Annotated in this window: 24 protein-coding genes and 1 tRNA gene; 18 read left to right on the forward strand and 7 right to left on the reverse strand. The window is 69.1% G+C overall.

Going from position 1 to position 26,103, the window contains the following annotated elements; genetic code table 11:
• Positions 1 to 29: 29 nt before the first annotated feature.
• The 3 genes from INT51_RS06855 to INT51_RS06865 are packed head-to-tail and all read left to right on the forward strand — an operon-like array spanning position 30 to position 3,306.
• Positions 30 to 1,457: a substrate-binding domain-containing protein gene (locus INT51_RS06855; protein WP_370540785.1), complete on the forward strand. Its 1,428-nt coding sequence runs from the start codon at positions 30 to 32 to the stop codon at positions 1,455 to 1,457.
• Entirely contained in the window at positions 1,454 to 2,395 is a 942-nt protein-coding gene (locus tag INT51_RS06860) for a carbohydrate ABC transporter permease (protein WP_193104472.1), read from the forward strand. The genes INT51_RS06855 and INT51_RS06860 overlap by 4 nt, the downstream gene beginning before the upstream one ends.
• Positions 2,392 to 3,306, forward strand: coding sequence for a carbohydrate ABC transporter permease (locus INT51_RS06865; RefSeq protein WP_370540786.1), 915 nt, complete (start codon positions 2,392 to 2,394; stop codon positions 3,304 to 3,306). Before INT51_RS06860 ends, INT51_RS06865 begins: the two co-directional genes overlap by 4 nt.
• 186 nt (positions 3,307 to 3,492) lie before the next feature.
• On the opposite strand, the gene INT51_RS06870 is transcribed toward INT51_RS06865, so the two are convergent.
• Complete coding sequence (locus tag INT51_RS06870; protein WP_193104473.1) at positions 3,493 to 4,728, reverse strand: acyltransferase family protein; 1,236 nt, start codon at positions 4,726 to 4,728, stop codon at positions 3,493 to 3,495.
• A gap of 121 nt (positions 4,729 to 4,849) precedes the next feature.
• On the opposite strand from INT51_RS06870, the gene INT51_RS06875 reads away from it, so the two are divergent.
• From INT51_RS06875 to INT51_RS06885, 3 genes are all read left to right on the forward strand, one after another.
• Positions 4,850 to 6,097 (forward strand): sensor histidine kinase, encoded by a 1,248-nt coding sequence (locus INT51_RS06875; RefSeq protein WP_193104474.1) that lies wholly within the window; start codon positions 4,850 to 4,852, stop codon positions 6,095 to 6,097.
• Positions 6,094 to 6,714: a response regulator transcription factor gene (locus INT51_RS06880; protein WP_226832057.1), complete on the forward strand. Its 621-nt coding sequence runs from the start codon at positions 6,094 to 6,096 to the stop codon at positions 6,712 to 6,714. Before INT51_RS06875 ends, INT51_RS06880 begins: the two co-directional genes overlap by 4 nt.
• 80 nt (positions 6,715 to 6,794) lie before the next feature.
• Complete coding sequence (locus INT51_RS06885; RefSeq protein WP_226832058.1) at positions 6,795 to 7,733, forward strand: SDR family oxidoreductase; 939 nt, start codon at positions 6,795 to 6,797, stop codon at positions 7,731 to 7,733.
• A gap of 27 nt (positions 7,734 to 7,760) precedes the next feature.
• Here the strand turns inward: INT51_RS06885 and INT51_RS06890 are convergent, their stop codons facing one another.
• The gene (locus INT51_RS06890) at positions 7,761 to 8,645 is read right to left on the reverse strand and encodes a formyltetrahydrofolate deformylase (RefSeq protein WP_193104477.1); all 885 of its coding nucleotides are present in this window, start codon (positions 8,643 to 8,645) and stop codon (positions 7,761 to 7,763) included.
• 114 nt (positions 8,646 to 8,759) lie between these two features.
• Positions 8,760 to 10,955, reverse strand: coding sequence for an MMPL family transporter (locus INT51_RS06895; RefSeq protein WP_193104478.1), 2,196 nt, complete (start codon positions 10,953 to 10,955; stop codon positions 8,760 to 8,762).
• A gap of 104 nt (positions 10,956 to 11,059) precedes the next feature.
• On the opposite strand from INT51_RS06895, the gene INT51_RS06900 reads away from it, so the two are divergent.
• The gene (locus tag INT51_RS06900) at positions 11,060 to 11,659 is read left to right on the forward strand and encodes a MarR family winged helix-turn-helix transcriptional regulator (protein WP_193104479.1); all 600 of its coding nucleotides are present in this window, start codon (positions 11,060 to 11,062) and stop codon (positions 11,657 to 11,659) included.
• A 17-nt stretch (positions 11,660 to 11,676) separates the two neighbouring features.
• Here INT51_RS06900 and INT51_RS06905 read toward each other — a convergent pair whose 3' ends face one another.
• The gene (locus INT51_RS06905) at positions 11,677 to 12,756 is read right to left on the reverse strand and encodes an NADH:flavin oxidoreductase/NADH oxidase (RefSeq protein WP_193104480.1); all 1,080 of its coding nucleotides are present in this window, start codon (positions 12,754 to 12,756) and stop codon (positions 11,677 to 11,679) included.
• 131 nt (positions 12,757 to 12,887) lie between these two features.
• Between INT51_RS06905 and INT51_RS06910 the strand changes: the two genes are divergently transcribed.
• From INT51_RS06910 to INT51_RS06925, 4 genes are all read left to right on the forward strand, one after another.
• A complete protein-coding gene (locus tag INT51_RS06910) occupies positions 12,888 to 13,883 on the forward strand; it encodes a LysR family transcriptional regulator (RefSeq protein ID WP_226832059.1) in 996 nt (331 codons plus the stop codon).
• Between the two features lie 197 nt (positions 13,884 to 14,080).
• Positions 14,081 to 15,340 carry an aspartate aminotransferase family protein gene (locus INT51_RS06915; RefSeq protein WP_193104481.1) on the forward strand — a complete coding sequence of 420 codons (1,260 nt, stop codon included), beginning with the start codon at positions 14,081 to 14,083 and terminating at the stop codon, positions 15,338 to 15,340.
• On the forward strand, positions 15,340 to 16,548 hold the full coding sequence (gene doeA / locus INT51_RS06920; protein WP_193104482.1) for an ectoine hydrolase: 1,209 nt from the start codon (positions 15,340 to 15,342) through the stop codon (positions 16,546 to 16,548). Before INT51_RS06915 ends, doeA begins: the two co-directional genes overlap by 1 nt.
• A gap of 18 nt (positions 16,549 to 16,566) precedes the next feature.
• Positions 16,567 to 17,937 (forward strand): NAD-dependent succinate-semialdehyde dehydrogenase, encoded by a 1,371-nt coding sequence (locus tag INT51_RS06925; RefSeq protein WP_193104483.1) that lies wholly within the window; start codon positions 16,567 to 16,569, stop codon positions 17,935 to 17,937.
• Positions 17,938 to 18,019: 82 nt separating this feature from the next.
• Here the strand turns inward: INT51_RS06925 and INT51_RS06930 are convergent, their stop codons facing one another.
• Positions 18,020 to 19,093 carry an LLM class flavin-dependent oxidoreductase gene (locus tag INT51_RS06930; RefSeq protein ID WP_304502101.1) on the reverse strand — a complete coding sequence of 358 codons (1,074 nt, stop codon included), beginning with the start codon at positions 19,091 to 19,093 and terminating at the stop codon, positions 18,020 to 18,022.
• Between the two features lie 513 nt (positions 19,094 to 19,606).
• Positions 19,607 to 19,680: transfer RNA gene (locus INT51_RS06935), tRNA-Pro, on the reverse strand.
• Positions 19,681 to 20,059: 379 nt separating this feature from the next.
• Between INT51_RS06935 and INT51_RS06940 the strand changes: the two genes are divergently transcribed.
• From INT51_RS06940 to INT51_RS06965, 6 genes are all read left to right on the forward strand, one after another.
• Complete coding sequence (locus tag INT51_RS06940) at positions 20,060 to 21,004, forward strand: DUF881 domain-containing protein (protein ID WP_193104484.1); 945 nt, start codon at positions 20,060 to 20,062, stop codon at positions 21,002 to 21,004.
• The gene (locus INT51_RS06945) at positions 21,001 to 21,333 is read left to right on the forward strand and encodes a small basic family protein (protein ID WP_193104485.1); all 333 of its coding nucleotides are present in this window, start codon (positions 21,001 to 21,003) and stop codon (positions 21,331 to 21,333) included. The genes INT51_RS06940 and INT51_RS06945 overlap by 4 nt, the downstream gene beginning before the upstream one ends.
• A complete protein-coding gene (locus INT51_RS06950; RefSeq protein WP_193104486.1) occupies positions 21,330 to 22,082 on the forward strand; it encodes a DUF881 domain-containing protein in 753 nt (250 codons plus the stop codon). Before INT51_RS06945 ends, INT51_RS06950 begins: the two co-directional genes overlap by 4 nt.
• Positions 22,083 to 22,207: 125 nt before the next feature.
• Positions 22,208 to 22,651, forward strand: coding sequence for an FHA domain-containing protein (locus INT51_RS06955; protein WP_193104487.1), 444 nt, complete (start codon positions 22,208 to 22,210; stop codon positions 22,649 to 22,651).
• Between the two features lie 67 nt (positions 22,652 to 22,718).
• Positions 22,719 to 23,348: a MerR family transcriptional regulator gene (locus INT51_RS06960; RefSeq protein ID WP_304502102.1), complete on the forward strand. Its 630-nt coding sequence runs from the start codon at positions 22,719 to 22,721 to the stop codon at positions 23,346 to 23,348.
• Between the two features lie 151 nt (positions 23,349 to 23,499).
• Positions 23,500 to 24,084, forward strand: a complete 585-nt coding sequence (locus INT51_RS06965) for a MerR family transcriptional regulator (protein WP_193104489.1) — start codon at positions 23,500 to 23,502, stop codon at positions 24,082 to 24,084.
• Positions 24,085 to 24,192: 108 nt separating this feature from the next.
• On the opposite strand, the gene INT51_RS06970 is transcribed toward INT51_RS06965, so the two are convergent.
• On the reverse strand, positions 24,193 to 24,984 hold the full coding sequence (locus INT51_RS06970; protein ID WP_193104490.1) for a ParA family protein: 792 nt from the start codon (positions 24,982 to 24,984) through the stop codon (positions 24,193 to 24,195).
• A gap of 95 nt (positions 24,985 to 25,079) precedes the next feature.
• Between INT51_RS06970 and INT51_RS06975 the strand changes: the two genes are divergently transcribed.
• Entirely contained in the window at positions 25,080 to 26,099 is a 1,020-nt protein-coding gene (locus INT51_RS06975; RefSeq protein ID WP_193104491.1) for a methyltransferase, read from the forward strand.
• Positions 26,100 to 26,103: the final 4 nt, after the last annotated feature.

Here is a 26,103-nt window from a genome sequence, read left to right on the forward strand (position 1 = left end):
GTGCGCCGCAGAGGCTAGTGTCTACCACCGTGACCGACGCTAACGATGACGAGGAGGTCTTCGTGCCCGAACGACCGCTCCACCTGTTGCCGGCGGACCGCCGCAGCTTCCTGCGCCTGAGCGCGGGCGCTGCCGCAGTGCTGCCGCTGACAGCCCTGGCCGGATGCTCCGGCTCCGGCCGTGACCCGAACCTGATCCGGATCGCCTTCCAGCAGTTCGGCTCCGGCACGATCAAGCAGAAATGGATCACCACCGCCGCTCAGGAGTTCTCCGAGGAGAACCCGGACCTGGTGGTCGAGCTGGTCCCGATCGTCGCCTCGGAGAATGACTACTTCACCAAGAACGAGCTGCTCATGAGCTCGCCGCGCACCAGCCCCGACCTGGTGTACGAGGATTCCTTCATCCTGCTCTCGGATGTCGGCGCAGGCTATCTGCAGCCGATCACCGACCTGGTGGAGGGCCTGGAGCACTGGGACGACATCGCGGAGGCCTCCAAGGACGCCGTCACCAGCGAGGACGGCGAGATCTACGGCGTCCCCATCACCACCGACACCCGCGCCCTGTGGTTCCACCGGGACGTGTTCGCCCAGGCAGGCCTGCCTGAGGACTGGCAGCCCGGGAGCTGGGAGGAGATCCTCGAGGCGGCTCGCGCGATCCGCGACTCCGACAGCGAGGCGATCCCCTTCTTCCTGTTCGCCGGCACCCCGCAGGGGGAGAAGGCATCCATGCAGGGTTTCGAGATGCTCATGTACGGGACCGGAGACGGCACAGGCCTCTACGACCGCGACAGCGAGAAGTGGATCCTGGGCAGCCCCGGCTTCGTGGACTCCCTGGGCTTCCTGCAGACGCTCTTCGAGGAGGAGCTGACCGCTACGCTCGGACAGCACCTGGACCCCAACATCTCCGAGACGATCTACACCTCCCTGATGCCGGAGGGGAAGCTCGGGATCCTCATCGACGGCTCCTGGATCTCGCAGAACTGGACCGAGTCCGCGGCGAGACCCTGGCCCGAATGGCCGGACGTGATCGGACTCGCCGATATGCCCACCCAGGATGGCGGCGGCACCGGCACGGTCACGTTGGCCGGTGGGTGGGGACTCTCGATCCCCGAGTACGCCACCAACCGTGACGTGGCCTTCCAGTTCCTGCAGAAGCTGGTCTCCACCGAGACGCTCGTGGACTACGCGATCGCGGACAACCACATCACGGTGCGGGCCGACGTCTCCGAGGTCGAGGAGTACCGCACCTATTCGCCGGCCGTCGACTACTTCACGACCCTCCTGGAGACCGCCTACTACCGGCCGGCGCTGCCGGCCTACCCGGAGGTCTCCTCCGCGATCCAGGAAGCGATGGAGGCAGTCATGACCGGCACCAGTGCCGAGAACGCCGCCGCCGCGTACGACGCCAGCGTCACGGACATCGTCGGCCCGGAGAACGTGCAGGAGGCCACCGCATGACCACCACCGCACCCCCTGCTCCCGCACAGGACGCCCCGGCGCCCCGGCGCCGGCACTCCAAGCTCGGCGACCGGCTGACCCTCTCGCGGGCCCTGCCCATGGTCCCGGCCGCGTTCCTGCTGGTCGGATTCATGCTGGGCCCGATCCTCTACTCGCTGTACCTGGCATTCACCGACAGCGCGATCCGCGGTGACGGGGCCGAGGACACCAGCTTCGTCGGCTTCGACAACTTCATCGACGCTTTCACCGATGCAGATTTCTGGAACTCCGTCGCGCTGACGTTGGTCTTCACGGTCATCTCCGCAGTGATCGGTCAGAACGTCATGGGCATGATGCTGGCGCTGCTCATGGAGCGTGCGAACCGGGTGATCTCGTTCCTGGTCACCTCACTCGTCATCGCAGCCTGGATCCTGCCGGAGGTGGTGGCCGGCTACCTGCTGTACACCTTCTTCTCGGGAGAGGGCAGCCTGAACACGATCCTCACCTCGATCGGGCTGCCGGCTCAGGACATGCTGTTCACCGCCCCGATCCTTGCGGTCTCGTTCGCCAACATCTGGCGCGGCACGGCATTCTCCATGCTTGTGTACTCGGCGGCCCTGAGCTCCGTGCCCGGGGACGTGTACGAGTCCGCGGCGCTCGATGGTGCCGGTCCCGTGCGCCGCTTCCGGTCCGTGACGCTGCCGCTGATGCGCCCGGCCATTGCGACCAACCTGATGCTGACCACCCTGCAGACCCTCTCGGTGTTCGGACTGATCTTCATCATGACCGGCGGCGGTCCGGCTCGTCAGAGCCAGACCCTGCCCCTGTACATGTACGAGCAGGCGTTCTCCTACGGTCAGCTCGGCTACGGCACGGCCGTGGCCCTGCTGCTGCTCCTGATCGGGGCCGTCGCCTCGCTGGTGTACCTGCGCCTGCTGCCCGAGGAGGACAAGCGATGAGCGCGACCACCGAGACCAGCCCCCAGGGCTCCGGGGCGACCGACACCGGTCGCACGGGGCCGCTGGTTCCCAAGGCACCGAAGAAGAGATCTCGCGCCCGCGGCGCCTCGATCGCCAGCTCCGTGACGATGATCGTCATCGGCCTGGCCTTCCTGGTGCCGCTGCTGTGGGTCGTCCTGGCCTCCTTCGACACCGAGGCCTCCCTGTCCGTGGCCTGGCCGGACACGTGGAGCCTGGGCAACTTCTCCGCCATCTGGAACGCCGAGACGACGTTCCGGCCGCTGCTGAACTCGCTGATCCTGTGCGGCGGCGCGACGGTGGTGACGATGGTGACGGCGATCCTGTGCGCCTATCCGATGTCCCGGTTCCGGTTCAAGGCGAAGCGTCCGCTGTTGCTGACGATCATCTTCTCGACCGGCCTGCCGATCACCGCGATCATGATCCCTGTCTACTCGCTGTTCGTGCAGGTCAACCTGATCGACTCGATGTTCGGCGCGATCCTGTTCCTCGGTGCCAGCTCCCTGCCGTACGCGATCTTCCTGACCAAGGGCTTCATGGACGGCGTGCCTATCGAGATCGAGGAATCCGCCTGGACGGAGGGCGCCGGGGTGTTCCGAGCGCTCTGGTCGGTGGTGATTCCCCTGATGCGCTCCGGCCTCGCCGTAGCGACGATCTTCACCTTCGTGAGCATGTGGGGCAACTTCTTCGTCCCGTTCATGCTGCTGCTCAGCCCGGAGAACCTGCCTGCAGCGGTGACGCTGTACACGTTCTCCTCGCAGTACGGCCAGGTCGCCTATGGACAGCTCGCCGCCTTCTCGATCTTCTACTCGTTGCCGGTGGTGGCGCTGTACCTCTTCCTGGGTCGCACCCTGGGCAAGGGCTTCGCCGCCGCGGGAGGCGTCAAGGGCTGACCAGGACGGGCCCCATCCCACAGCCGGACGGCCGGGCCCGGCCGTGCGGCCGAGGGTGCGGGCGATAATGCGTGATTCCCTGCCACTTTCGACGTGAATGTGGCAGGGAATCACGCATTTCTGCGGTGGGTCAATGGCCGCCGGTGGTGGTGCGGGGCGGCGGGGTGTTGCGGTGGTGTCCGGCGGTCAGGCGCGGTCTGCCGGGTGCGCCGCTCGCTTTCGCAGGACGATGGCTCGGGGGCGGCGATGCCCGTTCAGCCACTTCCCGATCCAGGTGGAACGCACCATCAGGTCGTAGCTCAGCAGCAGGACGGCCATCACGATCACGAGTGCGAGGGCGAGCTTGACCAGGATCGGCGCCCCGAGATCCGCCACGGGCACCGCGACCAGCAGCAGCAGGGGGAAGTGCAGGAGGTAGACCCAGTAGGAGGCGTCGGCCAGGTATCGCACCCAGGGGATCTCACGACGTACGAGACGGCCGGTCAGACCCAGCAGCCCGTACACCCACGACCACCCGGCGAGCGCAGTCAGGGAGGCGAGCAGGAGGGACGGGGTGGCCGGTGGAGCGAGCAGTCCCAGTGCGGTCAGCACCGCGGCGAGCACGAGCTGCAGCTTCCACTGCTGTTCCACACGAGCCAGCGCGTCGGGGTGTGACCGCAGGAACCAGCCGGCCAGGAACGCGCCGCCATAGGCGATGCTCGCTCCCGCCACGGGCACCAGGGTCAAAGGCTCGGTGAGGGACGCGACGGGGCCCTCCTGGACCATCAGTCCAGCGGCGTAGGGCACCGCGACCACGACGACGCCGGCCGGGGAGGCGAGCACGGAGGCGATCCGGCGAGACACGCGGACGGCCCGCTCCGCTCCCAGCAGCCGGATCGCGACGGCCCGCATCGCGACCACGACGAGCACGATCTCCAGCAGCAGCAGCAGGAACCACAGGTGCATCGTCGGCAGCGCGAGGAAGCCCGTCGGCGCGCCCTGGGCCAGCTCCGGCGCGGTCGGCGGTCCACTGTCCCGCAGCGCACCATTGAGCATCATCGCGCCGATCATGAGCGCGAACAGCCCCGGCCAGAACGCCACCAGGGGTAGGCCGATCCGCGTGAGGCGGTCGCGGAGGTACGACGCGGCTCCGCGGCGGTGCAGCACCATGTGCCCGAAGTACCCGGCGAGCAGCATGAACAGTGTCATCCGGAACAGATGGATGACGGAGACGATGATGATCGCCGGCCAGGACCCGTGGCGGTCGTTGACCAGCCAGTAGTCACCGGGAGCGAAGGGCATGAGAGCGTGCAGCAGCACGCCGAGCAGGAGCGCTGCACCACGCAGCGCATCGAGGTGATGGAGACGGGCCGACGACCCGCGCGCAGGAGAAGCGCTCGGAGGGGACGCGGTCGACGGCACGGGGGAGGAGTTCTGGGACATGGCATCGAGGCTAGGGGCCCAGGTGCGCGCTCACCTCGCCCGATCGGGGACGGCAGCATCCGCCGATCGGTGGATGCCCCGGCCCTGGTGCATGAGGGCGTCTCGGGGAACACTGGTCGCCATGGCGGTACTCCCTGCGCCTGCCCCGGCGCAGGTCGAGCACGAGAGCGATCCCCTCGACGCGCGCGAGCCGACGAGGCAGGGCCCTCTGGGCGCGATCCTGGAGGTGTGGCTCCCTCCTGTTCTGCTGCTGGTGGCCTGGACGGTGGGGTGGAGCGCGGCCGGCCCGTGGCTCGCCCACGAGCAGCTGCGATGGGCGTTGCTTCCGACGGGTCTGCTCCTGCTCCTGCGCGGCCTGCTCGAGATCACCCTGCGCCGCGCCGGGCCCGGCGGACGCCCCCTCCTGCTGCTCTATGGCCTGCACCTGGTACTGGTGGCGTTCGGTATCCTGCTGAATCCGCTGACCTGCATCTACGCGTTCATCGGATATATCGATGCGCCGAGGTTCCTGCGGGGTGCATGGGTGCATGTCGCCGTCATGACCACGGCGCTGCTGTGCGCGGTCGGCCAGGTGGGGGGACCCCAGGTCGCGCTGGCGGAGCCGTGGTTCTTCGTCGGGCTCGCCGTCGTCAACCTCCTGCTGGCCCTGGCGATGATGTTCGTGGCGGGGGAGCGCGAGCGCATCCTCGACCAGCGGGAGCGGGCTCAGCGGGAGGCGGACCGGGTGAATCGGGAGAATCATCAGCTGCACGAGCAGCTGATGATCGGCGCGCGCACCGCAGGGGCCGGCGAGGAACGGGCACGGCTGTCCCGCGAGATCCACGACACCGTCGCCCAGGGCCTGGTCGGCGTGATCCGACAGCTCGAGGCTGTCGGAGCGGACATCGATCCCGGGTCGCGGCAGCGAATCACGATCGCCGAGGAAGCGGCGCGGGACTGCCTGTTGGAGGCACGCCGCGCGGTCGAGGCGCTCGGCCCGCACCAGCTGCACGGCATGAACGCGGTCGATGCACTCTCGGACCTGGTGGCACGCTGGGCCCGGGCCCACCGTGTGGTGGCGACCTTCGACGCCGATACGGCGCCTCGGGATGGTCGCCACGGCGACGTGCTGGTACGCATCGCCCAGGAGGCCCTCGCGAACGTGGCTCGGCACTCCGGGGCCCGCACGGTGACCGTGACCCTCTCCGGGAACGAGCGGCACCGGATCCTGCAGATCACCGATGATGGTGGCGGCTATGACCCGGTGACCGTTGTGCGCGGACACGGCCTGGCGAACATGACCGAACGGGCCCGGAGTGCCGGCGGCGACCTCGGGGTGCGTTCCGCTCCCGGGCGCGGATGCACCGTGACCGCGGCGGTGCCGACATGAGCCCGGTGCGCGTCGTCGTCGTCGACGACCACCCGGTGGTCCGCGACGGACTGGTCGCGATGCTCGGAGCCGACAGCGGCCTCGAGGTCGTCGGCACGGCCCAGGAGGGTGCTGAGGCGCTCACGGTGATCGATGCCGCAGGCCCGGACGTAGTTCTGATGGACCTGAGGATGCCCGGCACCAGTGGCACCGAGGCGATCCGCGCCCTGCGCGCGAACGGCCGCACGACACCGCGGATCCTGGTGCTGACCACCTACGACACGGACCGGGACATCCGCAGCGCGCTGGAGGCGGGCGCCGACGGCTACCTGCTCAAGGACACCCGCCGCGACGATGTGATCCGAGCCGTGCATGATCTCGCCGGGGGCCGCTCAGTGCTCGCTCCGGCCGCTCTCGCGGCGCTCACGGGGGCGCGCGGCGTCCGGGCGGAGCTCAGTGCGCGCGAGGCCGAAGTGCTGCGACTGGTGGCCGACGGATGCACGAACCGGGCGGTCGCTTCCCGGCTCGGGATCGGGGAGGCGACCGTGAAGACCCACCTGATGCACGTGTACGAGAAGCTCGGCGTCGGTGATCGGGCCGCGGCGGTACGCACCGCCTGGGAGCTCGGCCTCGTCTGAGGGTCCGAGCGTCTCGGAGACGGCGGGAGGCGGGAGGGCTACGGTGGGCGACGATGCCGTCCGACGACGAAGGAGCCACGATGACGAAGTCCGCCGCTGCCGAGAGCACCCTGTCACCGCCCGTCGCGCAGCGTGCCCGCGACCTGGCCACACGTGACGGGGAGCCATCGTTCCCCGCCCAGGATCAACAGCCTCCCGGCCTCACCGCACCCATGCGCCCTGTTCCCGATCACGGTGAGCACAGCTATGTCGGCCACGGACGTCTGGACGGGCTGACGGCGCTGATCACAGGCGGAGACTCCGGGATCGGGCGCGCGGTCGCGATCGCCTTCGCCCGCGAGGGTGCCGATGTGGCGATCTCGTACCTCCCCGAGGAGCAGGAGGACGCCGAGGAGACCGGGCGGTGGATCCAGGACGCCGGCCGGCGGGCGCTCCTGCTCCCCGGCGACATCCGTGAGGAGCAGACCGCGCGTTCCTTGGTCACCCGTACCGTCGAGGAGCTCGACCGCCTCGATATCCTGGTCAACAACGCGGCGTTCCAGTGGGGCCGGGCGGAGCCCAAGGGCCTGGCAGGCATCGATTCACAGCGCCTGCACCGCACGCTGACGACGAACCTCGAGGCGCTGTTCTGGATCACTCAGGAGGCCGCTGGGCACTTGCGGCCGGGCTCCTCGGTGATCAACTGCTCCTCGATCCAGTCCTACGATCCCTCCGTGCCGCTCATGGACTACGCGGCCACCAAGTCCGCGATCAACAACGTCACCGTGAACCTCGGCGCGGACCTCGGCCCGCAGGGGATTCGCGTCAATGCGGTGGCTCCGGGGCCGATCTGGACCCCGCTGAACGTGGCGACCCGGGTCAGCGACGACTACGTCGAGTTCGGTGGCAACACGCCGCTGGGGCGGGCCGGTCAACCCGCCGAATGCGCAGGGGCGTTCGTGTTCCTGGCCAGCCCCGCCGAGGCGAGCTATGTCTCGGGCACCGTGCTGGGCGTCACCGGGGGGCGCCCCGTCTTCTGACGCCCGGAGTCCGACCCGCCAGGGCCTTCAGCGGAAGATGATCGTGCGCGTGCCGTCCAGCAGGACCCGGGACTGCGCGAACCAGGTGACCGCCTGGCGCAGGGTCCGCACCTCGGCGTCCTGACCGATCGCCATCAGTTCCTGCGGGGAGCGGGTGTGGTCCACCCGGATCACGTCCTGTTCGATGATCGGGCCCTCGTCCAGATCGCTGGTGACGAAGTGGGCGGTTGCGCCGATCTGCTTCACGCCGCGGGCATGCGCCTGGCGGTAGGGGTTGGCGCCCATGAATCCCGGCAGGAACGAATGGTGGATGTTGATGCAGCGCCCGGCGAGCTCCGCGCACAACTGCGGCGAGAGGATCTGCATGTAGCGGGCCAGCACCACGAGCTCGATGTCGTGCTCGGCGATCGCCTCGCGCACGCGCTCCTCGAAGGCGGCCTTCTCGCCGGCAGTCTTCGTGGGCAGGTGCTCGAAGGGCACCTGATGGAAGTCGGCCAGCGGCTCGAGCGTGGGGTGGTTGGCGAGGATCAGCGGCACCTCGATCGGCAGGTGCCCGGAATCGATCTGGAACAGCAGATCGTTCACGCAGTGCTTCGCCCGGGATCCGAGCACCAGCGTGCGCAGCGGTCGTCCCACGAGATCGAGTCGGTGCTCGATGCCGAAGCGTGCCAGGACCGGTGCCAGTGCGGCGGTGACCTCGTCAGCCGTCGCGGTGGTGGACAGCTGCAAGCGCATGTAGAAGCGGTGGGAGCTGCCGCTCTCGAACTGGCGGCTCTCCGTGATGTTGCCACCCACCTCGACGATCGCCCCGGTGACCGCGTGGACGATGCCGGGTCGGTCCTCGCACACGAAGGTGAGGACGTACTCGACGGCTGGTGCGGGGGCGCTCGGGGCGGCGATCGGACTGCTCATGTCGGGAAGTCTAGGAGGGTGGCCCTCGCAGTGGTGCTCGCGACCGCAGCGCGGGGCCCTGGAATGGGGCTCACATCACGGCGTTCGTCACCCTGAGACGTGACGGGCGAGCCATCACCTCTGCCCGTCACGCCACAGCTTGGAGGGCCACCAGATGACCTTCCCGAGGTCCAGCGCCAGAGCGGGCACCAGGAGGGTGCGCACCACGAAGGTATCCAGCAGCACACCGAAGGCGACGATGAAGGCGATCTGGGCGAGGAACAGGATCGGGATGACCGCGAGCGCTGCGAACGTCGCGGCGAGGACCAGTCCGGCCGAGGTGATGACCCCGCCGGTGACCGCCAGACCTCGCACGATGCCCTCCCGCGTGCCGTGGAGCCGGGATTCCTCACGCACGCGGGTCATCAGGAAGATGTTGTAGTCGATCCCGAGAGCGACCAGGAACACGAAACCGTACAGCGGCACCGCCGGGTCCGCGCCGGGGAAGTCGAAGAGATAGGTGAACACGAGGGCGGAGACGCCGATCGCGGTGCCGAAGGACAGCACCGTGGTCGCGATCAGGAGCACCGGGGCCAGGACCGAGCGCAGCAGCGCCATGAGGATCAGCGCGATGACCACGAGCACCACGGGGATGATCAGGGCCCGGTCATGGGCGCTCGCGTCATTGGTGTCGATCGACGTAGCGGTCACGCCCCCCACGATCCCCTCGACCTCCGCCTGATCCAGCGCGGCGCGCAGCTCGCGCACAGTCTGCTCGGCGGCAGCTGAGTCGGGGGCGGCGGTCAGGGTGCCCTGGACGAGCACGTCCCCGTCGACGACTGTCGGTTCCGGTGCCGGGGGCCCGGGAGGACCCTGGGCCCCGATGCCCTCCGCCGTCACGGATGCCGAGCCGCTGGGGGAGTCCGCGGCGGTCACCGCGACAGAGTCGATGCCGTCCTCGGCGAGCAGCACGTCCGCCGCGTCCTGCAGGCCCTCCTCGCCGACGATGATCTGCACGGGGCTGCCGGCGCCGGCCGGGAAGTGCTCCCCGAGCTCGGCCTGTCCCTCGCGGGCGGAGGACGCGCCGAGCACGAGGTCGGATTGCGGGATGCCGTCGGCCTTCAGCTGGAGAGTGCCCACGCAGCCCACAGCGAGGATCAGCGCGGTGAGAATCCAGAGCCGGCGGGGCCTACGGGCGACCACTGCCGCGACCTTCCCCCACACACCGTGATCGCCCACGGTGGAAGCGGCGTCCCCGGCCGAGGGGTCGAACCGCGGGCGGCGCGGCCAGAAGGCGGCGCGCCCGGCTACGTACAGAAGGGCGGGCAGGAACGTCAGGGCGGCGAGCATCGCGAAGACGATCCCGATCGCGGCGACAGGTCCGAGGGTGCTGTTGGACTTCAGGTCGGACAGCAGCAGGCACAGCAGTCCTGCGATGACGGTACCGCCGGAGGCGGCCACCGGTTCGATGGTGCCGCGCAGTGCGGCGACGGTGGCAGGCCACCTGCCCTCACGGTGTCGCAGCTCGTCCCGATATCGGGCTACATAGAGCAGGGAGTAGTCCGTGGCGGCGCCGATGACCAGGATGAACAGGATGCCCTGGGTCTGTCCGCTCAGCAGAAGAAGGTCCGCTGCCGCGAGATGCCAGATCACCAGCAGCGCCGCGCACAGGGCGAACATGCTCGTGCACAGCACGATGACGGGAAGCAGCAGGGAGCGGTAGACGACGACGAGGATGACCAGTACCGCGGCGAGGGCCACGCCCAGCAGGAGACCGTCGATGCCGGCGAAGGCCGCGCCGAGGTCCGCGGAGAACCCGGCGGGACCGGTGACATACGCGGTCAGGCCCTGGGGCAGGTCGTTCGCGAGCTCGGCATCGAGCTGACCGACGACCTCGCCGATGTCCGCGTCGGCGTCGACCGGAACGAACACCTGGACCGCCAGGCCGTCCTCGGAGGGGATCGGCGGGGAGATCTCCTCGACCACACCCTCGAGACCGGCGAGCGCCTCGGTGGCATCGGTCAGCGCGGCCAGCTCGTCCTCGGTGAGCTCGCTGTCGGAGCTGATCACGACGATCGCGGGGATCGCCTCGGATCCGGTGAACTCTGCGGCGACCTCCTGCACCTGCGTGGCCTCCGCCGACTCGGGGAGGTACGCGGTGCGATCGTTGGAGGAGACCTCATCGACCCGTCCGAAATAGGGCCCGCCGATGCCTGCCGCAGCCAGCCACACCAGGATCAGGACAGCAGGCAGCAGGGCCCGCAGCAGTCGTGGCACGCGTGGCGCGGAGCGTCGGTGTGTGGGATTCGACGACGAGGGCGAGGCGGTCATGGCGGTTCCTTCGGGAGCAGAGTGGGCCGCGAGCAGTATCGCATCCCTCGCTAGCCTAACTAGATACCTGGGAGGTAAAGCACTTCGGGGATACCATTGAGCCTATGACCAGTCCCGAGCGCGACGATGCGGAGCCTCGAGCCCTCCCCTCCGTGTACACCGTCGCGGGCAGCGATCCGCACTCCGAGCTGGTGGACCGAACCGGAATGAGTGCGGCGGACATCGCTTCGATCGACGAGCTGATGGCGGCCCTCGTGCACCTGCGGGCAGCGGAGAAGGAGCTCTCCGAGGCGTCACTGCGGTACATGAAGCTGGGCGAGACCGATATGCGGGCCCTGCACTTCCTCATCGTCTGCGAGAACACCGGAACCCTTGCCACTCCGAGCGCCATCGCCCAGCATCTCGGGATCTCCAGCGCGTCCACCACCAAGCTGCTGGATCGGCTCGAGAGCGGGGGGCATATCCACCGTGAGCAGCACCCCTCGGACCGCCGGGCGCTCGCGATCGTCATCGAGCCCTCCACCCGTTCCGTCGCCATGCGGACCGTCGGCGCTCAGCAGGCACGCCGCGTCCACGCCGCGCGCCGCCTCACCCTCGAGGAGCGCGGCACCGTGACCGCGTTCCTCGAGGACATGACCGCTGAGATCTCGGTCGAGGGGATCGAGTGGTTCGACGGGCCGACGGAGGACGCCGGCACCGGCTGAGCCCTGCGGCGCCCGCCTCAGCGGTGCGCGCGGGCGTACTGGGACGGGATGTGCGGCTCGGCGTACCGGACGGCGCGTGCGGCCCGCAGCGGGAAGTTGGGGTCGCGCAGCAACTCGCGCCCGACGAGCACGACGTCTGCCAGTCCGGTCGCGACGATCTGCTCAGCCTGGAACGGCTCGTCGATCATGCCCACGGCGCCGGTGGGTACGCCACTTGCCGTACGGACCGCAGTCGCGAGCGGCACCTGGTACCCGGGCCCGACGGGGATCGGCGCAGGGGTGTAGTTCCCTCCGCTGGAGATGTCGAGCATATCGACGCCGTGCTCACGCAGCCACGCTCCGACCTGCCCCACTTCCTGAACGGTCAGACCGTCTTCGAGCCAGTCGGTTCCGGACAGGCGCACCAGCATCGGCATCGCGTCGCCGATCTCGGCCCGGACCGCGTCCACGACGCGCAGCAGCAACCGGGCGCGGTTCTCGAGCGAACCGCCGTATTCGTCCTCACGCTGGTTCGACAGGGGTGAGAGGAACTCGTGCAGCAGGTAGCCGTGGGCGCCATGAATCTCGACCAGGTCGAAACCGGCCTCGACCGCGCGGCGTGCGGAGTCGGTGAAGGCGGTGACGACTTCGTCGAGCCCCGCAGCGTCCAATGCTCGGGGCACATCCAGCCCCGGGAAGGCGAGGGCGGAGGGGCCGGCGGTCTCCCAGCCGCCTTCGTCCGCGGTGAGACTGCCGGAGCCGCCGGTGCCCCATTCCGGATGGGTGGAAGCCTTGCGGCCGGCGTGGGCGAGCTGGATGCCCATCGCGGCGCCCTGGCTGTGGGCGAGCTCGACGATCGGAGCGAGTGCGTCGCGCTGGGCGTCGTTCCATAGGCCCAGGTCCTGCGGGGCGATGCGGCCTTCGGGGACGACCCCGGTCGCCTCGACGATGATCGCGCCGGCCCCGCCACGGGCGAGGGACCCGTAGTGCATGAGGTGCCAGGACGTCGCGATGCCATCTCGGTCGTGGACCGAGTACTGGCACATCGGCGGCGCCCAGATCCGGTTGCGGACCTCGAGGTCTCGCAAGGTGATCGGGGTGAAGAGTGCGTGCGTCATGCGGGTGTTTCCTCTCGAGCTGCGGCGTCGTGCGATGCCCCGAATCTACGCGGAAGAGATATCGGAGAACCAATAGCAGGACCGATCGGCATCATCAGGTTGCCGATGGGAGGGCGGAGTATTATCGGGCGATGAGCACAACTCGCACTCCTTCCCGCGAGATGGTGGCGGATGCCGCTCCCGTCCCTCGCAGCAGCGCCGGCGCTGATCTCAACCTGCTGCGTACCTTCCTGGCCGTCTACCGTGCCGGGACGTTCACCGCCGCGGCCCCGGCTCTCGGACTGTCGCAGCCCACGGTGACCGCGCAGATCAGGGCTCTCGAGAAGCACACCGGTCGTCGGCTGTTCGAGCGCCGCGCACGCGGGGTCGAACCGACGACCTACGCCCGGGGGCTTGCGGTGCGGGTCGCCGAGGCCCTGGACTCTCTCGCAGCGATCGACGACGAGAGCTGCTCGGCGGGCGGGCGGCCCGCCCCCGTGCACCTCGCCGGGCCGTCGGAACTGATGTGCACGAGAGTCCTGCCCGCGATCGCGCCCTTGGTGGCCGATGGTGTTCAGGTCCGCATCCAGGAGGGAGTGACCGAGCAACTGCTCGACGGGCTGCGCGAGGGTCAGCACGACCTCGTAATCACGACCCGCCGGCCCCGCGGGGGCAGCTTGGAGTCATTCCCGCTCGCGGATGAGGAGTACCTGCTGGTCGCCTCTCCGAGGTGGGCCGACTGGCTGCATGAGGAGCGGGGTGACCAGGAGCTGTGCCAGGGCCTGCGCGATGTGCCCCTGGTCAGCTACGCCGACGACATGCCGATCGTGCGCCGCTACTGGCGGTCGGTGTTCGGCCGCCAGCACCCGCCGATCGGGCCCGCACTCACGGTGCCGAACCTGCATGACGTCGTCGCGGCCGTCGCTCGCGGCGCCGGCTACAGCGTCGTCCCGCGCTCCCTGTGCATGGAGCATCTCGCCACCGGGCGGCTGATCGCACTCGATGATCCGTGCGACGGGCCGTTGAACACACTCTTCCTGGTGCAGCGACCGGGTGCCGGGTCCAATCCGGCCACCGCGCGCGTGCGCGAGGCGCTGCGCACCGATGCCCTGTGCTGGGATACCCCGCTCCCGACCCTCAAGCAGTGACGACCTACCGCCTGGTCGGCTCGGTGACCTGCATCGGGATGGGAGGGCTGGCGACGCCGCGAGGTGGGGCTTGACGGGGTGCGACGCGACAGGTGAAAGTCAGCACACCGGTCCATGCTTGCCAGATGGGGCGATCTTCGCTATGAGGGCCGGGCATGGAGATCGAGGTCGCCTCCTCCCGTGAAGAGAGGTCTCCTGTGGACACCACCGTTTTCGAAGAGCACGAGTCCATCATCCGCGGCTACTGCCGCAATTACCCCACAGTCTTCGCCTCGGCGTCGAACGCGCGTCAGGTCGACGAGGACGGGAAGTCGTACCTCGACTTCTTCGCGGGCGCCGGTGTGTTGAATTTCGGGCACAACAACCCCCGCATGAAGGACGCGCTGATCGCCTTCCTGCAGGCGGACGGGGTCGCGCACAGCCTGGACACCTACACCACCACGAAGCGAGACTTCATCGCTCGGTTCCAGGAGGTCGTGCTCGCGCCGCGCGGGATGAACCACCGCATGCAATTCATGGGCCCCACCGGATCCAACGCGGTGGAGGCAGCACTGAAGCTGGCCCGTCGCGCCACCGGACGGCGGGAGATCGTGGCGTTCAGCCACGGCTTCCACGGCATGACCCTGGGCTCCCTCGCCGCGACCGCGAATCATGCCTTCCGGCAGTGGGCCGGCGTCCCGCTGACGGACGTGGTGCGCCTGCCTTTCGAGACCGCCCCCGGCGGCGCCACGGGGGTCGCCGAGTACGCGGCCGCTCTGCGTGATGCTTCCAGCGGCGTGACCGCCCCGGCGGCGTTCCTGATCGAACCGATCCAGGCCGAGGGCGGCGTCAACGTCGCGAGCCGGGAATGGCTGCACGAGGTGCAGGATCTGGCGCGGGAGGTCGGCGCGCTGTTCATCATCGACGACATCCAGGCCGCTGTCGGCCGTACCGGGAGCTACTTCTCCTTCGACGGGATGGACCTGGATCCGGACATCATCACCCTCGCGAAGGGGCTCGGCGGCTTCGGCACCCCGATCGCGATGAACCTCAACAAGCCCGAGGTCGACGACCACTGGTCACCGGGTGCCCACACCGGCACCTTCCGCGGGCAGGGCCTGTCCTTCGTCGCGGGCACCGTGGCGCTGGACTACTTCACCGACGAGGCCTTCCTCGCCGGGGTCCTGGCCAAGGGGGAGGTGATGCGTGAACGGCTGGAGCGGATCGCGTCGGCCCATCCCGACCGCGGCTGGACGGTGCGTGGTCGCGGAATGATGCAGGGGCTGGACACCGGGGACGGAGCCTACGCCAAGCGGGTCCAGCAGGAGTGCTTCGAGCGTGGCCTGCTGATCGGCCCGTGCGGGACGGAGGGCCGGGTCATCAAGCTGATCCCGCCGCTGACGATCCCGGAGGACGAGCTCGCCGAGGGGCTCGACCTGCTCGAGCAGGCCCTCGACGCTGCGATGGACAGCGTCTGATGCGGCGCCGGTCCGATATGACGTTCTCCCCGGAGGAGTACGAGCGCCGGCTGCGGGAGCTGCGGGAGCGGATGGTGGAGCGGGGACTGGACGCGGTGATCATCACCGACCCCGAGAACCTCCTGTATCTCACGGACTTCCAGACCACCGGGTACTCGTTCTTCCAGGCGCTGATCGTCCCGCTCGCCTCGGACGCGGTGATGATCACGCGTGCGCTCGAGGAGTCCAACGTCATCGCACGCACCTGGTTGGAGCATTCCCGGGCGTACCCGGATACCGGGGACGCGATCCTCGAACTGGTCAGCACCCTGCGAGATCTGCGCCTCGGTGACGCAGCGGTGGGGTACGAGCGCAACAGCTACTACTTCCCTGCCTATCAGCAGGATCGTTTCCACGATGCCTTCGGCGAGGGACTGGTGGACTGCTTCGGGATCGTCGAGGAGGGGCGAGTTCGCAAATCTCCCGATGAGATCGCAGTGATGCAGCTCGCCGCCTATGCCGGCGAGGCCGGGATGGCGGCGGGGCAGCGGGCAGCGATGTCCGGGGCCACCGAGAACGATGTGGCCGCCGCGATCTCGGCGGCGATGTTCCGGGCCGGCGGGGAGTTCCCGGCGGTGATGCCGTACGTCGCCTCCGGGCCCCGCTCGATGATCGGACATTCCACCTGGGAGGGCCGCATGATCCGCCCGGGGGAGCATGTGTTCCTCGAGGTCGGCGGCTGCTATCGCAGGTACCACACGGCCATGATGCGCACCGTGGTCAACGGGGCGCTGTCGGACTCGATGCACTCCGCGCAGGAGCTCATGAAGCATGCGCTCGCGGAGCTGCGGAGCTTCATGAAGCCCGGGGTCAGCGTGGCCGAGGTCGACCAGCTCACCCGCTCCATCATCGAGAGCAACGACGTCGGGGCGAGCCTGGTCACCCGTGCCGGGTATTCGATCGGGATCGCCTTCCCGCCGTCCTGGGACGAGGGCTACATCCTCTCCCTGAACGACGGAGATCCCCGCCCCCTCGAGGAGGGCATGACCTTCCACCTCATCCCCTGGATGTGGGGGGTGGACGGGAACAAGACAGTGGGCATCTCCGACACCATCCGCATCACCGAGGACGGCTGCACGTCGTTCTTCACCCTGCCTGAGGACTTCACCGTCCACGAGAGCTCGGCCCGGGCGTTCCCGGTCGTCGCTCCCATCACCTCGACCCTCTGAGAGGAGCAGCACGTGACCATGCTGACTGCTATCGACCCGACCACGGGCACCATCGTGCGCGAGGTGCCAGCCGCGACTCCGGCGGAGATCACCGCCATCATCGACCGCGCCCAGAGCGCATACGTCTCCTGGAAGGACACCCCCCTGGCGGAGCGCGCCCAGGTGCTGCAGCGCGTCGCGGCCCATCTGCGCGAGCACACCGAGGAGCTCGCCCCGCTGATGACGCAGGAGATGGGCAAACCCATCAGCGAGGCGCGGGGGGAGGTGGGCAAGGCCGCCTGGGCCGCGGAGCATTACGCGCAGCATGCCGAGGACTATCTGGCGACCGAGCACATCGCCGCCGATGCCACCGCCTCCTACGTCCAGTACCTGCCACTGGGCCCGGTGCTCGGGATCCTGCCCTGGAACGCGCCGTTCTGGATCGCGTTCCGCTTCTGCGCCCCGGCGCTCATGGCCGGCAACACCTGCGTGATGAAGCACGACCCGCATGTGCCCGGATGCGCCGCAGCGATCGAGGACGCGTTCACCGCGGTCGGGGCCCCGCCAGGGCTCTTCCAGGCCGTACAGGCCGCGACCCCCGATGTGGAGCAGATGATCCGGGACCCGAGGATCCGAGCGGTCTCCTTCACCGGATCCGATCGCGCCGGCTCCGCGGTCGCCTCCATCGCCGCCTCCGAGATCAAGCCCGCCGTGCTCGAGCTCGGCGGCTCGGACCCCTGCGTGGTCCTGGCCGACGCGGACCTGGAGCAGGCGGCGAAGATCTCGGCGCTGTCGCGGGTCACCAATGCCGGCCAGTCCTGCATCGCCGCGAAGCGCGTGATCGTCGAGCGGTCCGTCCATGACGAGTTCGTCCAGCTGCTCACCGAGCAGCTGGGAGGGCTGGTGATGGGGGATCCGCGCGAGGAGTCCACGCAGGTCGGCCCGATCGCCCGTCAGGAGCTGCGGGAGAACCTGCACCGCCAGGTGCAGACATCCGTCGAGGCCGGCGCCACCTGCGTGCTCGGCGGCCAGATGCCCGAGGGCGACGGGTACTTCTACCCGGTCACCCTGCTCACCGGGGTCACTCCCGGGATGCCTGCCTGCACGGAGGAGACCTTCGGCCCGGTGGCGGTGGTGATCGCGGCCGACGACGCCGAGGACGCTCTGGCGATCGCCAACGACACCCCGTACGGGCTGGGAGCGAGCATCTGGACCACGACCGCGCGCGGCGTGGAGATGGCCGGTCGCATCGAGGCCGGCCAGGTCAGCGTCAACGGCATCGTCAAGACGGATCCCCGGCTGCCCTCCGGAGGGATCAAGCGCTCCGGGTACGGCCGCGAGCTCGGCCCGCACGGCATCCGCGAGTTCGTCAACGCGCAGCAGGTATGGGTGGGGCCGGCCACGACGTAGGTGGTCGGGACGACGCATCCGGGGACGAAGAAGCCCTGGCGGGAGGTGGACTCTCGCCAGGGCTTCTCGATGATGTCAGTCCTCACACGGGCAGAGCAGCGTCGACGAGCGGCCGCACCTCAGTGCCGAGGAGCTCGATGGCGTTCATGACGATCGCGTGCGGAACCCCCGACCAGTCGAGCTGCAGTCCATACCGGTCCGCGCCGACCGCTGCTCCGATGGTGATGAGGCGCTCAGCGATCTCGGCCGGGCTTCCGACCAGGAGCGATCGGGCGCCGGCCGTGTAGTGGTCGTAGTCGGCCCTGCTGGGCACGGTCCACCCACGGGCCGTGGCCCCGTACTCCATCATCCGGTTCCAGTAGGGGTAGAAGCCGTCCTTCGCGCTCTGCGAGTTCTGCGCGATCATCCCGACGCCGGTCATGGTCACGTGCTGCGTCTGCGGGTCGTGACCGCTGGCGACGTTCGCCCGCCGGTAGAGGTCGACCAGGGGCGCGAACCTCTCCGGCGCGCCGCCGATGATCGCGTACACGATGGGCAGACCGAGCATTCCGGCGCGAGCGGACGAGTCCAGGTTGCCGCCGGTACCGACCGAGATGCGCAGGTGCTCGCCGTACGGTCGAGGCAGTACGCGGGCAGCCTCGAGCGGGGAGCGGAATCGGCCCGACCAGGTGACCGGGTCAGAACGGTCGAGCGCGAGCAGCAGGTCGAGTTTCTCCTCATAGAGGTCGTCGTAGTCGCCAAGGTCGGCACCGAACAGGGGGAAGGACTCGGTGAAAGAGCCGCGCCCTGCCAGCAGCTCGGCTCGACCGTGGCTGAGCTGATCGAGCGTGGTGAACTGCTGGAACAAGCGCACCGGGTCCTCCGTGCTCAGCACGGTCACCGCGGTGCTGAGAGTGATCGTCGACGTCACGGATGCGGCTGCGGCCAGCACTGTGCCGGGGTTCGAGATCGCGTAGGTGTCGATGTGGTGTTCCCCGAGACCGTAGAAGCCCAGCCCCACCTCCTCGGCCAGGCGGATGCGCTCGAGGGTCTGGTCGAGCATCGTGGCGACCGACAGGGGTGCTCCGTATTCATCGCGACCGATGTCGCCGAAGCTCAAGACGCCGAGCTGCATGCCGTTTCCGTTCTCGTGGACCTTTTCCACGGTGTGTTCCACGGGGCCGACAGGTGAAGAACGTCGAGGCGATTGCCTGATCCCGTGCCGTCAGGCTCGCATCGAGGGAGGGTGCTTCGCGTCGGTGGACGTCACGTAGGTCAGCACCGAGTCGTGGCGTACGGAGTCGCAGGCAGGGATGCGCGCGGCGATCCCGGGCACTGACCGGGTTCCCCTCCGCATTGACCCCTGAGCGTCACCGACGGGAACGGATGTATCCATGCACTTGCTCGACTTCGGCAGGTGGGCGCGAGGCTCGCCGGATCCGGCCTGTCACGGACCTCGGCACGTGCTCCAGGACACCCGCGGGCATGTCTCATTGGCAACCGTCCGCAGGTACCCGCACCGGAACGACCGTCGCCTCAGCTCTGCCCGCGCCGCTGTCGGAGGATGCGCGGCAGCGTCGACGGCGCGTTCCGTGACGGTCGAGATCGACAGCAGAGGAGGACTTCAGGAGGAGAAAGTGAGAACAACAGAGCCCCGATGAGATCGATCGATCTCATCGGGGCTCTTCGGTCGGGCTGACAGGATTTGAACCTGCGACCCCCTGACCCCCAGTCAGGTGCGCTACCAAGCTGCGCCACAGCCCGAACCCCTCCGTCACCGGAGGGCCGAGGAACACAGTACCCCGCAGTGGCTCCCGGAGCGAATCGAGAGCGGCGTGACCTGCGGCACCCTACGATCTGGGGTCCGCTCTGGGGGTCCGAGACAGCACTGACGAGGCGGCTCGCGATGCGCACCACGTGCCACGGTGGGGCACGAGCGAGAGGGGGCAGGCCGATGACGGACGAGCAGGAGCTCCGACGCTGGCGCGAGGCGCTGACGGAGGGCCCACGGGCCGGGACTCCCCGCCCGCGCTCCCGGTACGCCGGAGTCGGGCCGCACCGACTTCGCCGGACGTGCACGGTACGACCTCGAGGTCCCGCGGGTCTGACCGCTTCGCCCTGATATCGGCGCTAGTCTGCTGATATGCGTGGTCCTCAGCGGTCGACACCCCACGGCGAGACTCCGTACTCGCCGACGTCGCTGCTGCGCGCCCTCACCGCGGACCCCTATGGTGTCGACGCCCTGCGCGAGCATGAGGACCCCCGCGCGGAAGCCGCACCTCCGGACAACCGGGCCACTCGCAGCATCACCCTGGTGCTCGCGATCCTGCTCGGTTTTGCGGTGGCCGTCGCGGTGGCGGATCTCCGGGCCGATGCCGTCGCCGAGGACAGTCCCCGGGCCCTGCTGGAGCAGGAGGTGCTCGACTCCCGCGAGGAGATCGACGACCTCGAGAACCGTCAGGAGGTCCTCGAGGGCGAGATCGGTGACGCCCAGGGAGAGGTTCTGGACAAGGCCGATTCCGGTGCCTCCGAGCGGTTGGCGGCCTATGAGAGCGCTGGTGCCGGGGTGGCCATGTCCGGTCCCGGTGTCGTGCTCTCGCTGGATGACTCCGTCCCTCTGCCCTCCAGCCCGGGGGTGGACGAAGGCACCGTCAATCGGGTCACCGACGGCGATCTGCAGCGCGCAGTGAACGGCCTGTGGGCCGCGGGCGCCGAGGCGATCGCGGTGAACGGCCAGCGCCTGAGCACGAGCAGCGCGATCCGCACCGCCGGGTCGGCGGTGCTCGTCGACTTCCGCCCCCTCTCGCCTCCGTATGGGATCACCGCGCTCGGTGATCCCGAGACCCTGCGCTCCGCGGTCGATGCCGGAGAGACCGGTGACTACCTCTCGGAGATCTCCGCCCGGTTCGGCATCCGCACCTCGTGGGACGCGGGGGAGGAACTCACGGTTCCGGCCCGGGCGGTCGGTACCTTGCGCGAGGCCTCGGTGCTCGAGCCCGAGCGAGAGGGCGCCCCGGAGGCACTGCCGACCGCCGAGCCCGCAACTGGTCCCGTCCCCGAGGACGAGACCCGGAAGGAATCCGAATGATCGCCATCATCGGCCTGGTCCTGGGAGTCGCCCTGGGAATCGTGGTCCAGCCCGACGTGCCCGCGGTGCTGCAGCCCTACCTCCCGATCGCCGTGGTCGCCGCGCTGGATACTCTCGCAGGCGGTCTGCGAGCGAGTCTCGACGGTGCCTTCGACGCCCATGTGTTCATCACGTCGTTCCTGTTCAACGTCGGGATCGCGGCATTCCTGGTGTTCCTCGGTGATCAGCTGGGAGTCGGCGCCCAGCTGTCGACCGCAGTGATCGTGGTGCTCGGGATCCGCATCTTCTCCAACGCGGCGGCGATCCGCCGCCTCCTGTTCCGGTCATGAGCGACGGCACCCGCACCCCCGAGACCCCGGCGCAGCAGAAGCGGGTCTGGTCGCGGCTGGCCGGCACGCTGCGCCCACGGGCCACCTGGTCGCAGCTGATCGTGGGCCTGCTGTGCGTGCTCCTGGGACTGGCTCTCGCCGCCCAGCTGCGCCAGAGCGACGACTCCCTTGAGGGCGCCTCCCAGCAGGAGCTGGTGCGGCTGCTGGACGAGTCGGGCCGGCACTCCGCCGGCCTGGAGGTGGAGAATGCCGAACTCGATCGCACTCTCGACGCTCTGCGCTCCGGCCGGGAGGGAGACGTCGCCGCCCAGAGCGCGGCCGAGGAGCGGCTCGCGAACCTCGAGATCGTCGCCGGCACCGCCCCGGCCCATGGGCGCGGGATCGTGGTGTCCATCGCCGACCCGAGCGACGGCGTGCGCTCCTCGACCCTGCTCGGTGTCGTCCAGGAGCTTCGCAATGCCGGCGCCGAAGTCATCCAGATCGGGGACGTGCGGGTGGTCGCCTCGACCTCGGTGACCTCGGCGGCCGACGGGCAGATCCTCGTGGACGGCACCGTCGTGCCGGCTCCATACACGCTCCGGGTGATCGGAGACCCGACGGTGATGGAGCCCGCGCTGCGGATACCCGGCGGGGCTGCGGACTCCATCGCCGCCGACGGCGGCACGCTCGCGATCGCGACCGAAGAAGACGTGCAGATTCAGGCGACGGTCGAGATCGTTGAACCGGAGCACTCGCGAGTGGTCAAGTGATCGTCAAATCCTGACCTGGGGTGCGTGGAACGGCGCGTCCGGCGCCGTCATCGTGCGAAGATGGACAGGTCGAATCGGCTTCGCGCTTGAAGCTGGGTTCGCCGCTGGCCAGGAAGGGGTGCGGAGTGTCCGGGAACACCGAGTGGAACGACGAGAATCTCGATCACACGTCGAAGCTGAGTGCGATCTCGCCCAGCGATCCGGGCGAGGACGCCGAGCCCGGCCTCTCGTCCCAGGATCGCCGAGCGATCGAGAACTTGCCTCCGCGCAGCGCTCTGCTGATCGTGCGGAAGGGCCCCAACCTCGGGGCACGCTTCCTGCTCGACTCCGAGACCACCATCGCAGGGCGGCACCCCAACAGCGAGATCTTCCTCGATGACGTGACGGTCTCGCGCAAGCACGCGGCATTCGTCCGTGACGGCGACGACTTCCTGGTGCGCGACCTGGGCTCCTTGAACGGCACCTACGTGGGCAAGGACCGGGTCGACGAAGTGCGTCTGCAGCCCGGCCAGGACGTGCAGATCGGCAAGTACCGCCTGACCTACCATCCCTTCCACGGGACGGTCTGACCAGATGCCGGCCTCCGCTGCGCGCAGGCCGAGCTCGTCCGGGGCCGCACGTCTGAGCATCGGGCAGGTGCTCGCCACCTTGTGCGACGAGTTCCCCGATCTGGCGCACTCCAAACTGCACTACCTCGAGTCCGAGGGCCTGATCGCTCCTGAACGCACCCCGGCGGGGTACCGCAAGTACACGCGCGAGGACGTCGACCGCCTGCTGTTCGTGCTGCGAGCGCAGCGGGACCGCTTCTGGCCCCTCAAGGTCATCAAGGAGCACCTGCTCGAGCATGGCGTCGATTCCGAGGTCACCTCGATCGCTTCCCGGCCCGGCCCGACCTCCGCGATCCAGGCAGTGCGCCTGGACCGACGCGGGCTGGCCCGCCGAGCCGCCGTCGACGAGGAGTTCCTCACCGAGCTCGAGCAGTACGGAATGCTCGCGGAAGGGCCGCTGTTCTACGGGTCCGCAGAACTGGAGATCGTCACCTCCGCGCGAGACCTGGCCGACCAGGGGCTGCATCCGCGCCACCTGGTCATGCTGCGCACCTCGGCGGAGCGGGAGGCCCACATGATCCGATCCGTGGCCCGGCCGCGCTCGCGCACCGGGGACTCCGCGGCCCGCGGCGAGGCGGAGGACTTCGCCCGTGATCTGGGAGAATCGATGATTTCCCTGCACAGCGCGGTGCTCCGCACGAAGCTGCGGGACTCCTGAACCACGGCTGCCGCACGGCGTCCGGCAGCCCGAACGCTACCCATCCGTGACCTTCGGTCGGCGAGTTGCTGTCGGTCCACGGGTAGGAGGCGCTACTCTGAACGGGAGCTCTCACCCTTCCCCCTCGGAGAGCCGGAACCCGGAGGTAGCTGTGAACGACACTCGCGGTGAGGATCGCACTGAGCAGTCCACTGTGCCCGCAGAGCCCGCACAGGGTGTCCTGTTCGACGATGTCGTGGACACCCCCGGCGAGCTCGGCTATCGGGGCCCTGCCGCGTGCAAGGCCGCCGGAATCACCTATCGCCAGCTCGATTACTGGGCCCGTACCGGCCTGGTCGAGCCTGGGGTGCGAGCGGCCTCGGGCTCCGGCAGCCAGCGCCTCTACGGCTTCCGCGATATCCTGGTGCTCAAGGTCGTCAAGCGACTTCTGGACACCGGCGTCTCCCTGCAGCAGATCCGCATCGCCGTGACCGCCCTGCGTGAGCGCGGCAGCGATGATCTCGCCGGCATCACTCTGATGAGCGACGGGGCCTCGGTCTACGAGTGCACGTCTGCGGAGGATGTCTTCGACCTGGTCCAGGGCGGGCAGGGCGTGTTCGGCATCGCCGTCGGCCGGGTCTGGCGCGAGGTCGAGAACGAGCTGGCCGTGCTTCCCGGCGTCAATCCCGCCGATGATGCGGCTCTTGCCCTGCAGGACGAGCTGGCTGCTCGCCGGCGCTCCCGCCAGGCCGGCTGAGCCGCGAGCTCACTGCACGCACGACAACGGCGAGTCCCGGGAAGGGACTCGCCGTTTCTGTGTGTCTGTGTGTGCTCAGGTTCTTGAGCGCCCTCGGGGCAGGCCCGATCAGGAGTGCTGGCGCGAATCCAGGACGGTCTGGAGCAGGGCGTCGAAGTCAGCGGTGAGTCGTTTGCCGGAGGCGCCTTCGTACCGGTGCAGCGGGACCGCACCGCCTTGAGCCTGCTGCAGGCCCACGCGTTCCTCGATGACGGGATCCAGCACCGCATCCCCGAAGAGATCGCGCAGCTCGGCCAACCGGTACTGATGCTCGACGGACCGCGGTCGATAGCGGTTCACGACCAGGCCCAGAGGGAGCAGACGTGGCGCAATGCCGTCCTCATGCATCTCCGTGGCGAGCTTCAGAGCGCGATCGGCCGCAGTGACCGCGAAGAAACCGGGCTCGGCGACCACCAGGGCGCGGTCCGAGGCGGCGAGGGCCATCTGCGTGAGTCCGTTCAGCGACGGCGGGCAGTCGATGAGCACCAGGTCGTACTGGTGGGTACGCTTGTCCAGCGCATCGCGGAGCCGGCGCACGTCCTTGGGGTTGGGCGTGGGGGAGTCCATGAGCGAGGAGCGGCTGGAGCCGGGGATCACGTCCAGGTGCGAGGTGGCGTCTGCCGACCACGGCGCCGAGAGGATCGACCGATCGATGGTCTCCGTGCGCGGGGAGGAGAGGACCTCGGCGATGTCGACGGTGCTGGCCGGCTCACCCAGCAGCCCGAGCGTCGAATCGCCCTGTGGATCGAGATCGATGACGAGCGTATTCACCCCCTGGTGGAGGGCAGCAGAAGCCAGGCCCAGGGTCACGGACGTCTTGCCGACGCCGCCCTTCAGGGAACACACACTCACGATGAACACGAGGGAAGTCTACCGACCTGAGCCTGATCAGCAGCACCGCCACGGCCTGTAACCTGCGTGAATCGTGTTCGGAGCCGGTGAAGAGGGGGTAGACGATGTCGCAGATCACGCATGAGCTCGTGCTGGAGGTGCTCGATGGCTGCGGGGCCAGTGCACTGCGCGAGGCCGGTCGCCTCGGGACGGTGCGTCAGGTCACACCCACGGAGCTGTCCCTGACCACGGATGACCTGGACGCGGTGCGTGATCTGCGTCGGGTGGTCGCCGCTTCCATCTCCCTCACCGTCGTCGCCCGTCGCCCCCGGGAGCTCCTCGAGACGTCGGTGCAGCAGCGCTTCGCCGGCCTGCTCGAGGATCTGGACCGGCAGCGTCCGCGTCAGCGCTTCCAGGGGCTGCGGCTCGAGGCGGCCGGGGCGGAGACCCCGGACATGCGACGCCTTGCCGAGGCCCTGGCCCAGCACGCCGGCCTCGAGGTGGATGCGGAGGGTGATCTCGTGGTGCGGGTGCGCCGGGGCGCTCCCGCACACACCTGGGAGATGCTGCTGCGCACCACACCTCGACCGCTGTCGACCCGGGCCTGGCGCACCGTCGACTACCCGGGCGCGGTGAACGCGACCATCGCCGCCACTGTCCTCGATCAGCTCGAGGTCAGCGCGAAGGACACTGTGCTGGACATGACCTGCGGCTCCGGCACCTTTCTCGTCGAGCAGCTGCACGAGGTGGCCCCCGCTCGGTCGGTCGGAGTCGACCGGGAACCGGCGGCGATCGATGCCGCCGAGCAGCACCAGCGCGCCGCCCGGCGCAAGGGTCGCGTCGACTGGATCACCGGGGACGTGCTGAGCACCGCGATCGAGCCGGGCTTCACCCGGATCGTCACGAATCCGCCCTGGGGCACCCTGCACGGGGAGCACGAGTCCAATGAGCAGCTGCTCGCGGATCTGCTGGACCGCGCCGCCGAACTCGCCGCGCCGCATGCCCGCCTGGGCGTGCTCACCCATGAGATCACGCGAATGCACCGCGTGCTGGAACGGCCCGGGAGCACATGGCGGCTGCTCGGGGAGCACCGCTTCTTCCAGAAGGGGCACCATCCGCGGTTGTTCCTGTTCGACCGCGGTTGAGACG

The organism is Brachybacterium sp. FME24, assembly GCF_014897705.1.
Taxonomy (GTDB): Bacteria; Actinomycetota; Actinomycetes; order Actinomycetales; family Dermabacteraceae; genus Brachybacterium.

Excerpts from the sequence above, each read along its gene's own strand:
- INT51_RS06925 (WP_193104483.1), top strand. The coding sequence starts at position 16,567 with ATGCTGACTGCTATCGACCCGACCACGGGCACCATCGTGCGCGAGGTG.
- INT51_RS06910 (WP_226832059.1), top strand. The coding sequence starts at position 12,888 with ATGAGCACAACTCGCACTCCTTCCCGCGAGATGGTGGCGGATGCCGCT.
- INT51_RS06870 (WP_193104473.1), bottom strand. The coding sequence starts at position 4,728 with ATGTCCCAGAACTCCTCCCCCGTGCCGTCGACCGCGTCCCCTCCGAGC.
- INT51_RS06945 (WP_193104485.1), top strand. The coding sequence starts at position 21,001 with ATGATCGCCATCATCGGCCTGGTCCTGGGAGTCGCCCTGGGAATCGTG.
- INT51_RS06905 (WP_193104480.1), bottom strand. The coding sequence starts at position 12,756 with ATGACGCACGCACTCTTCACCCCGATCACCTTGCGAGACCTCGAGGTC.
- INT51_RS06950 (WP_193104486.1), top strand. The coding sequence starts at position 21,330 with ATGAGCGACGGCACCCGCACCCCCGAGACCCCGGCGCAGCAGAAGCGG.
- INT51_RS06890 (WP_193104477.1), bottom strand. The coding sequence starts at position 8,645 with ATGAGCAGTCCGATCGCCGCCCCGAGCGCCCCCGCACCAGCCGTCGAG.
- INT51_RS06875 (WP_193104474.1), top strand. The coding sequence starts at position 4,850 with ATGGCGGTACTCCCTGCGCCTGCCCCGGCGCAGGTCGAGCACGAGAGC.
- INT51_RS06940 (WP_193104484.1), top strand. The coding sequence starts at position 20,060 with ATGCGTGGTCCTCAGCGGTCGACACCCCACGGCGAGACTCCGTACTCG.
- INT51_RS06885 (WP_226832058.1), top strand. The coding sequence starts at position 6,795 with ATGACGAAGTCCGCCGCTGCCGAGAGCACCCTGTCACCGCCCGTCGCG.
- INT51_RS06895 (WP_193104478.1), bottom strand. The coding sequence starts at position 10,955 with ATGACCGCCTCGCCCTCGTCGTCGAATCCCACACACCGACGCTCCGCG.
- INT51_RS06865 (WP_370540786.1), top strand. The coding sequence starts at position 2,392 with ATGAGCGCGACCACCGAGACCAGCCCCCAGGGCTCCGGGGCGACCGAC.
- INT51_RS06975 (WP_193104491.1), top strand. The coding sequence starts at position 25,080 with ATGTCGCAGATCACGCATGAGCTCGTGCTGGAGGTGCTCGATGGCTGC.
- INT51_RS06900 (WP_193104479.1), top strand. The coding sequence starts at position 11,060 with ATGACCAGTCCCGAGCGCGACGATGCGGAGCCTCGAGCCCTCCCCTCC.
- INT51_RS06860 (WP_193104472.1), top strand. The coding sequence starts at position 1,454 with ATGACCACCACCGCACCCCCTGCTCCCGCACAGGACGCCCCGGCGCCC.
- INT51_RS06880 (WP_226832057.1), top strand. The coding sequence starts at position 6,094 with ATGAGCCCGGTGCGCGTCGTCGTCGTCGACGACCACCCGGTGGTCCGC.
- doeA (WP_193104482.1), top strand. The coding sequence starts at position 15,340 with ATGCGGCGCCGGTCCGATATGACGTTCTCCCCGGAGGAGTACGAGCGC.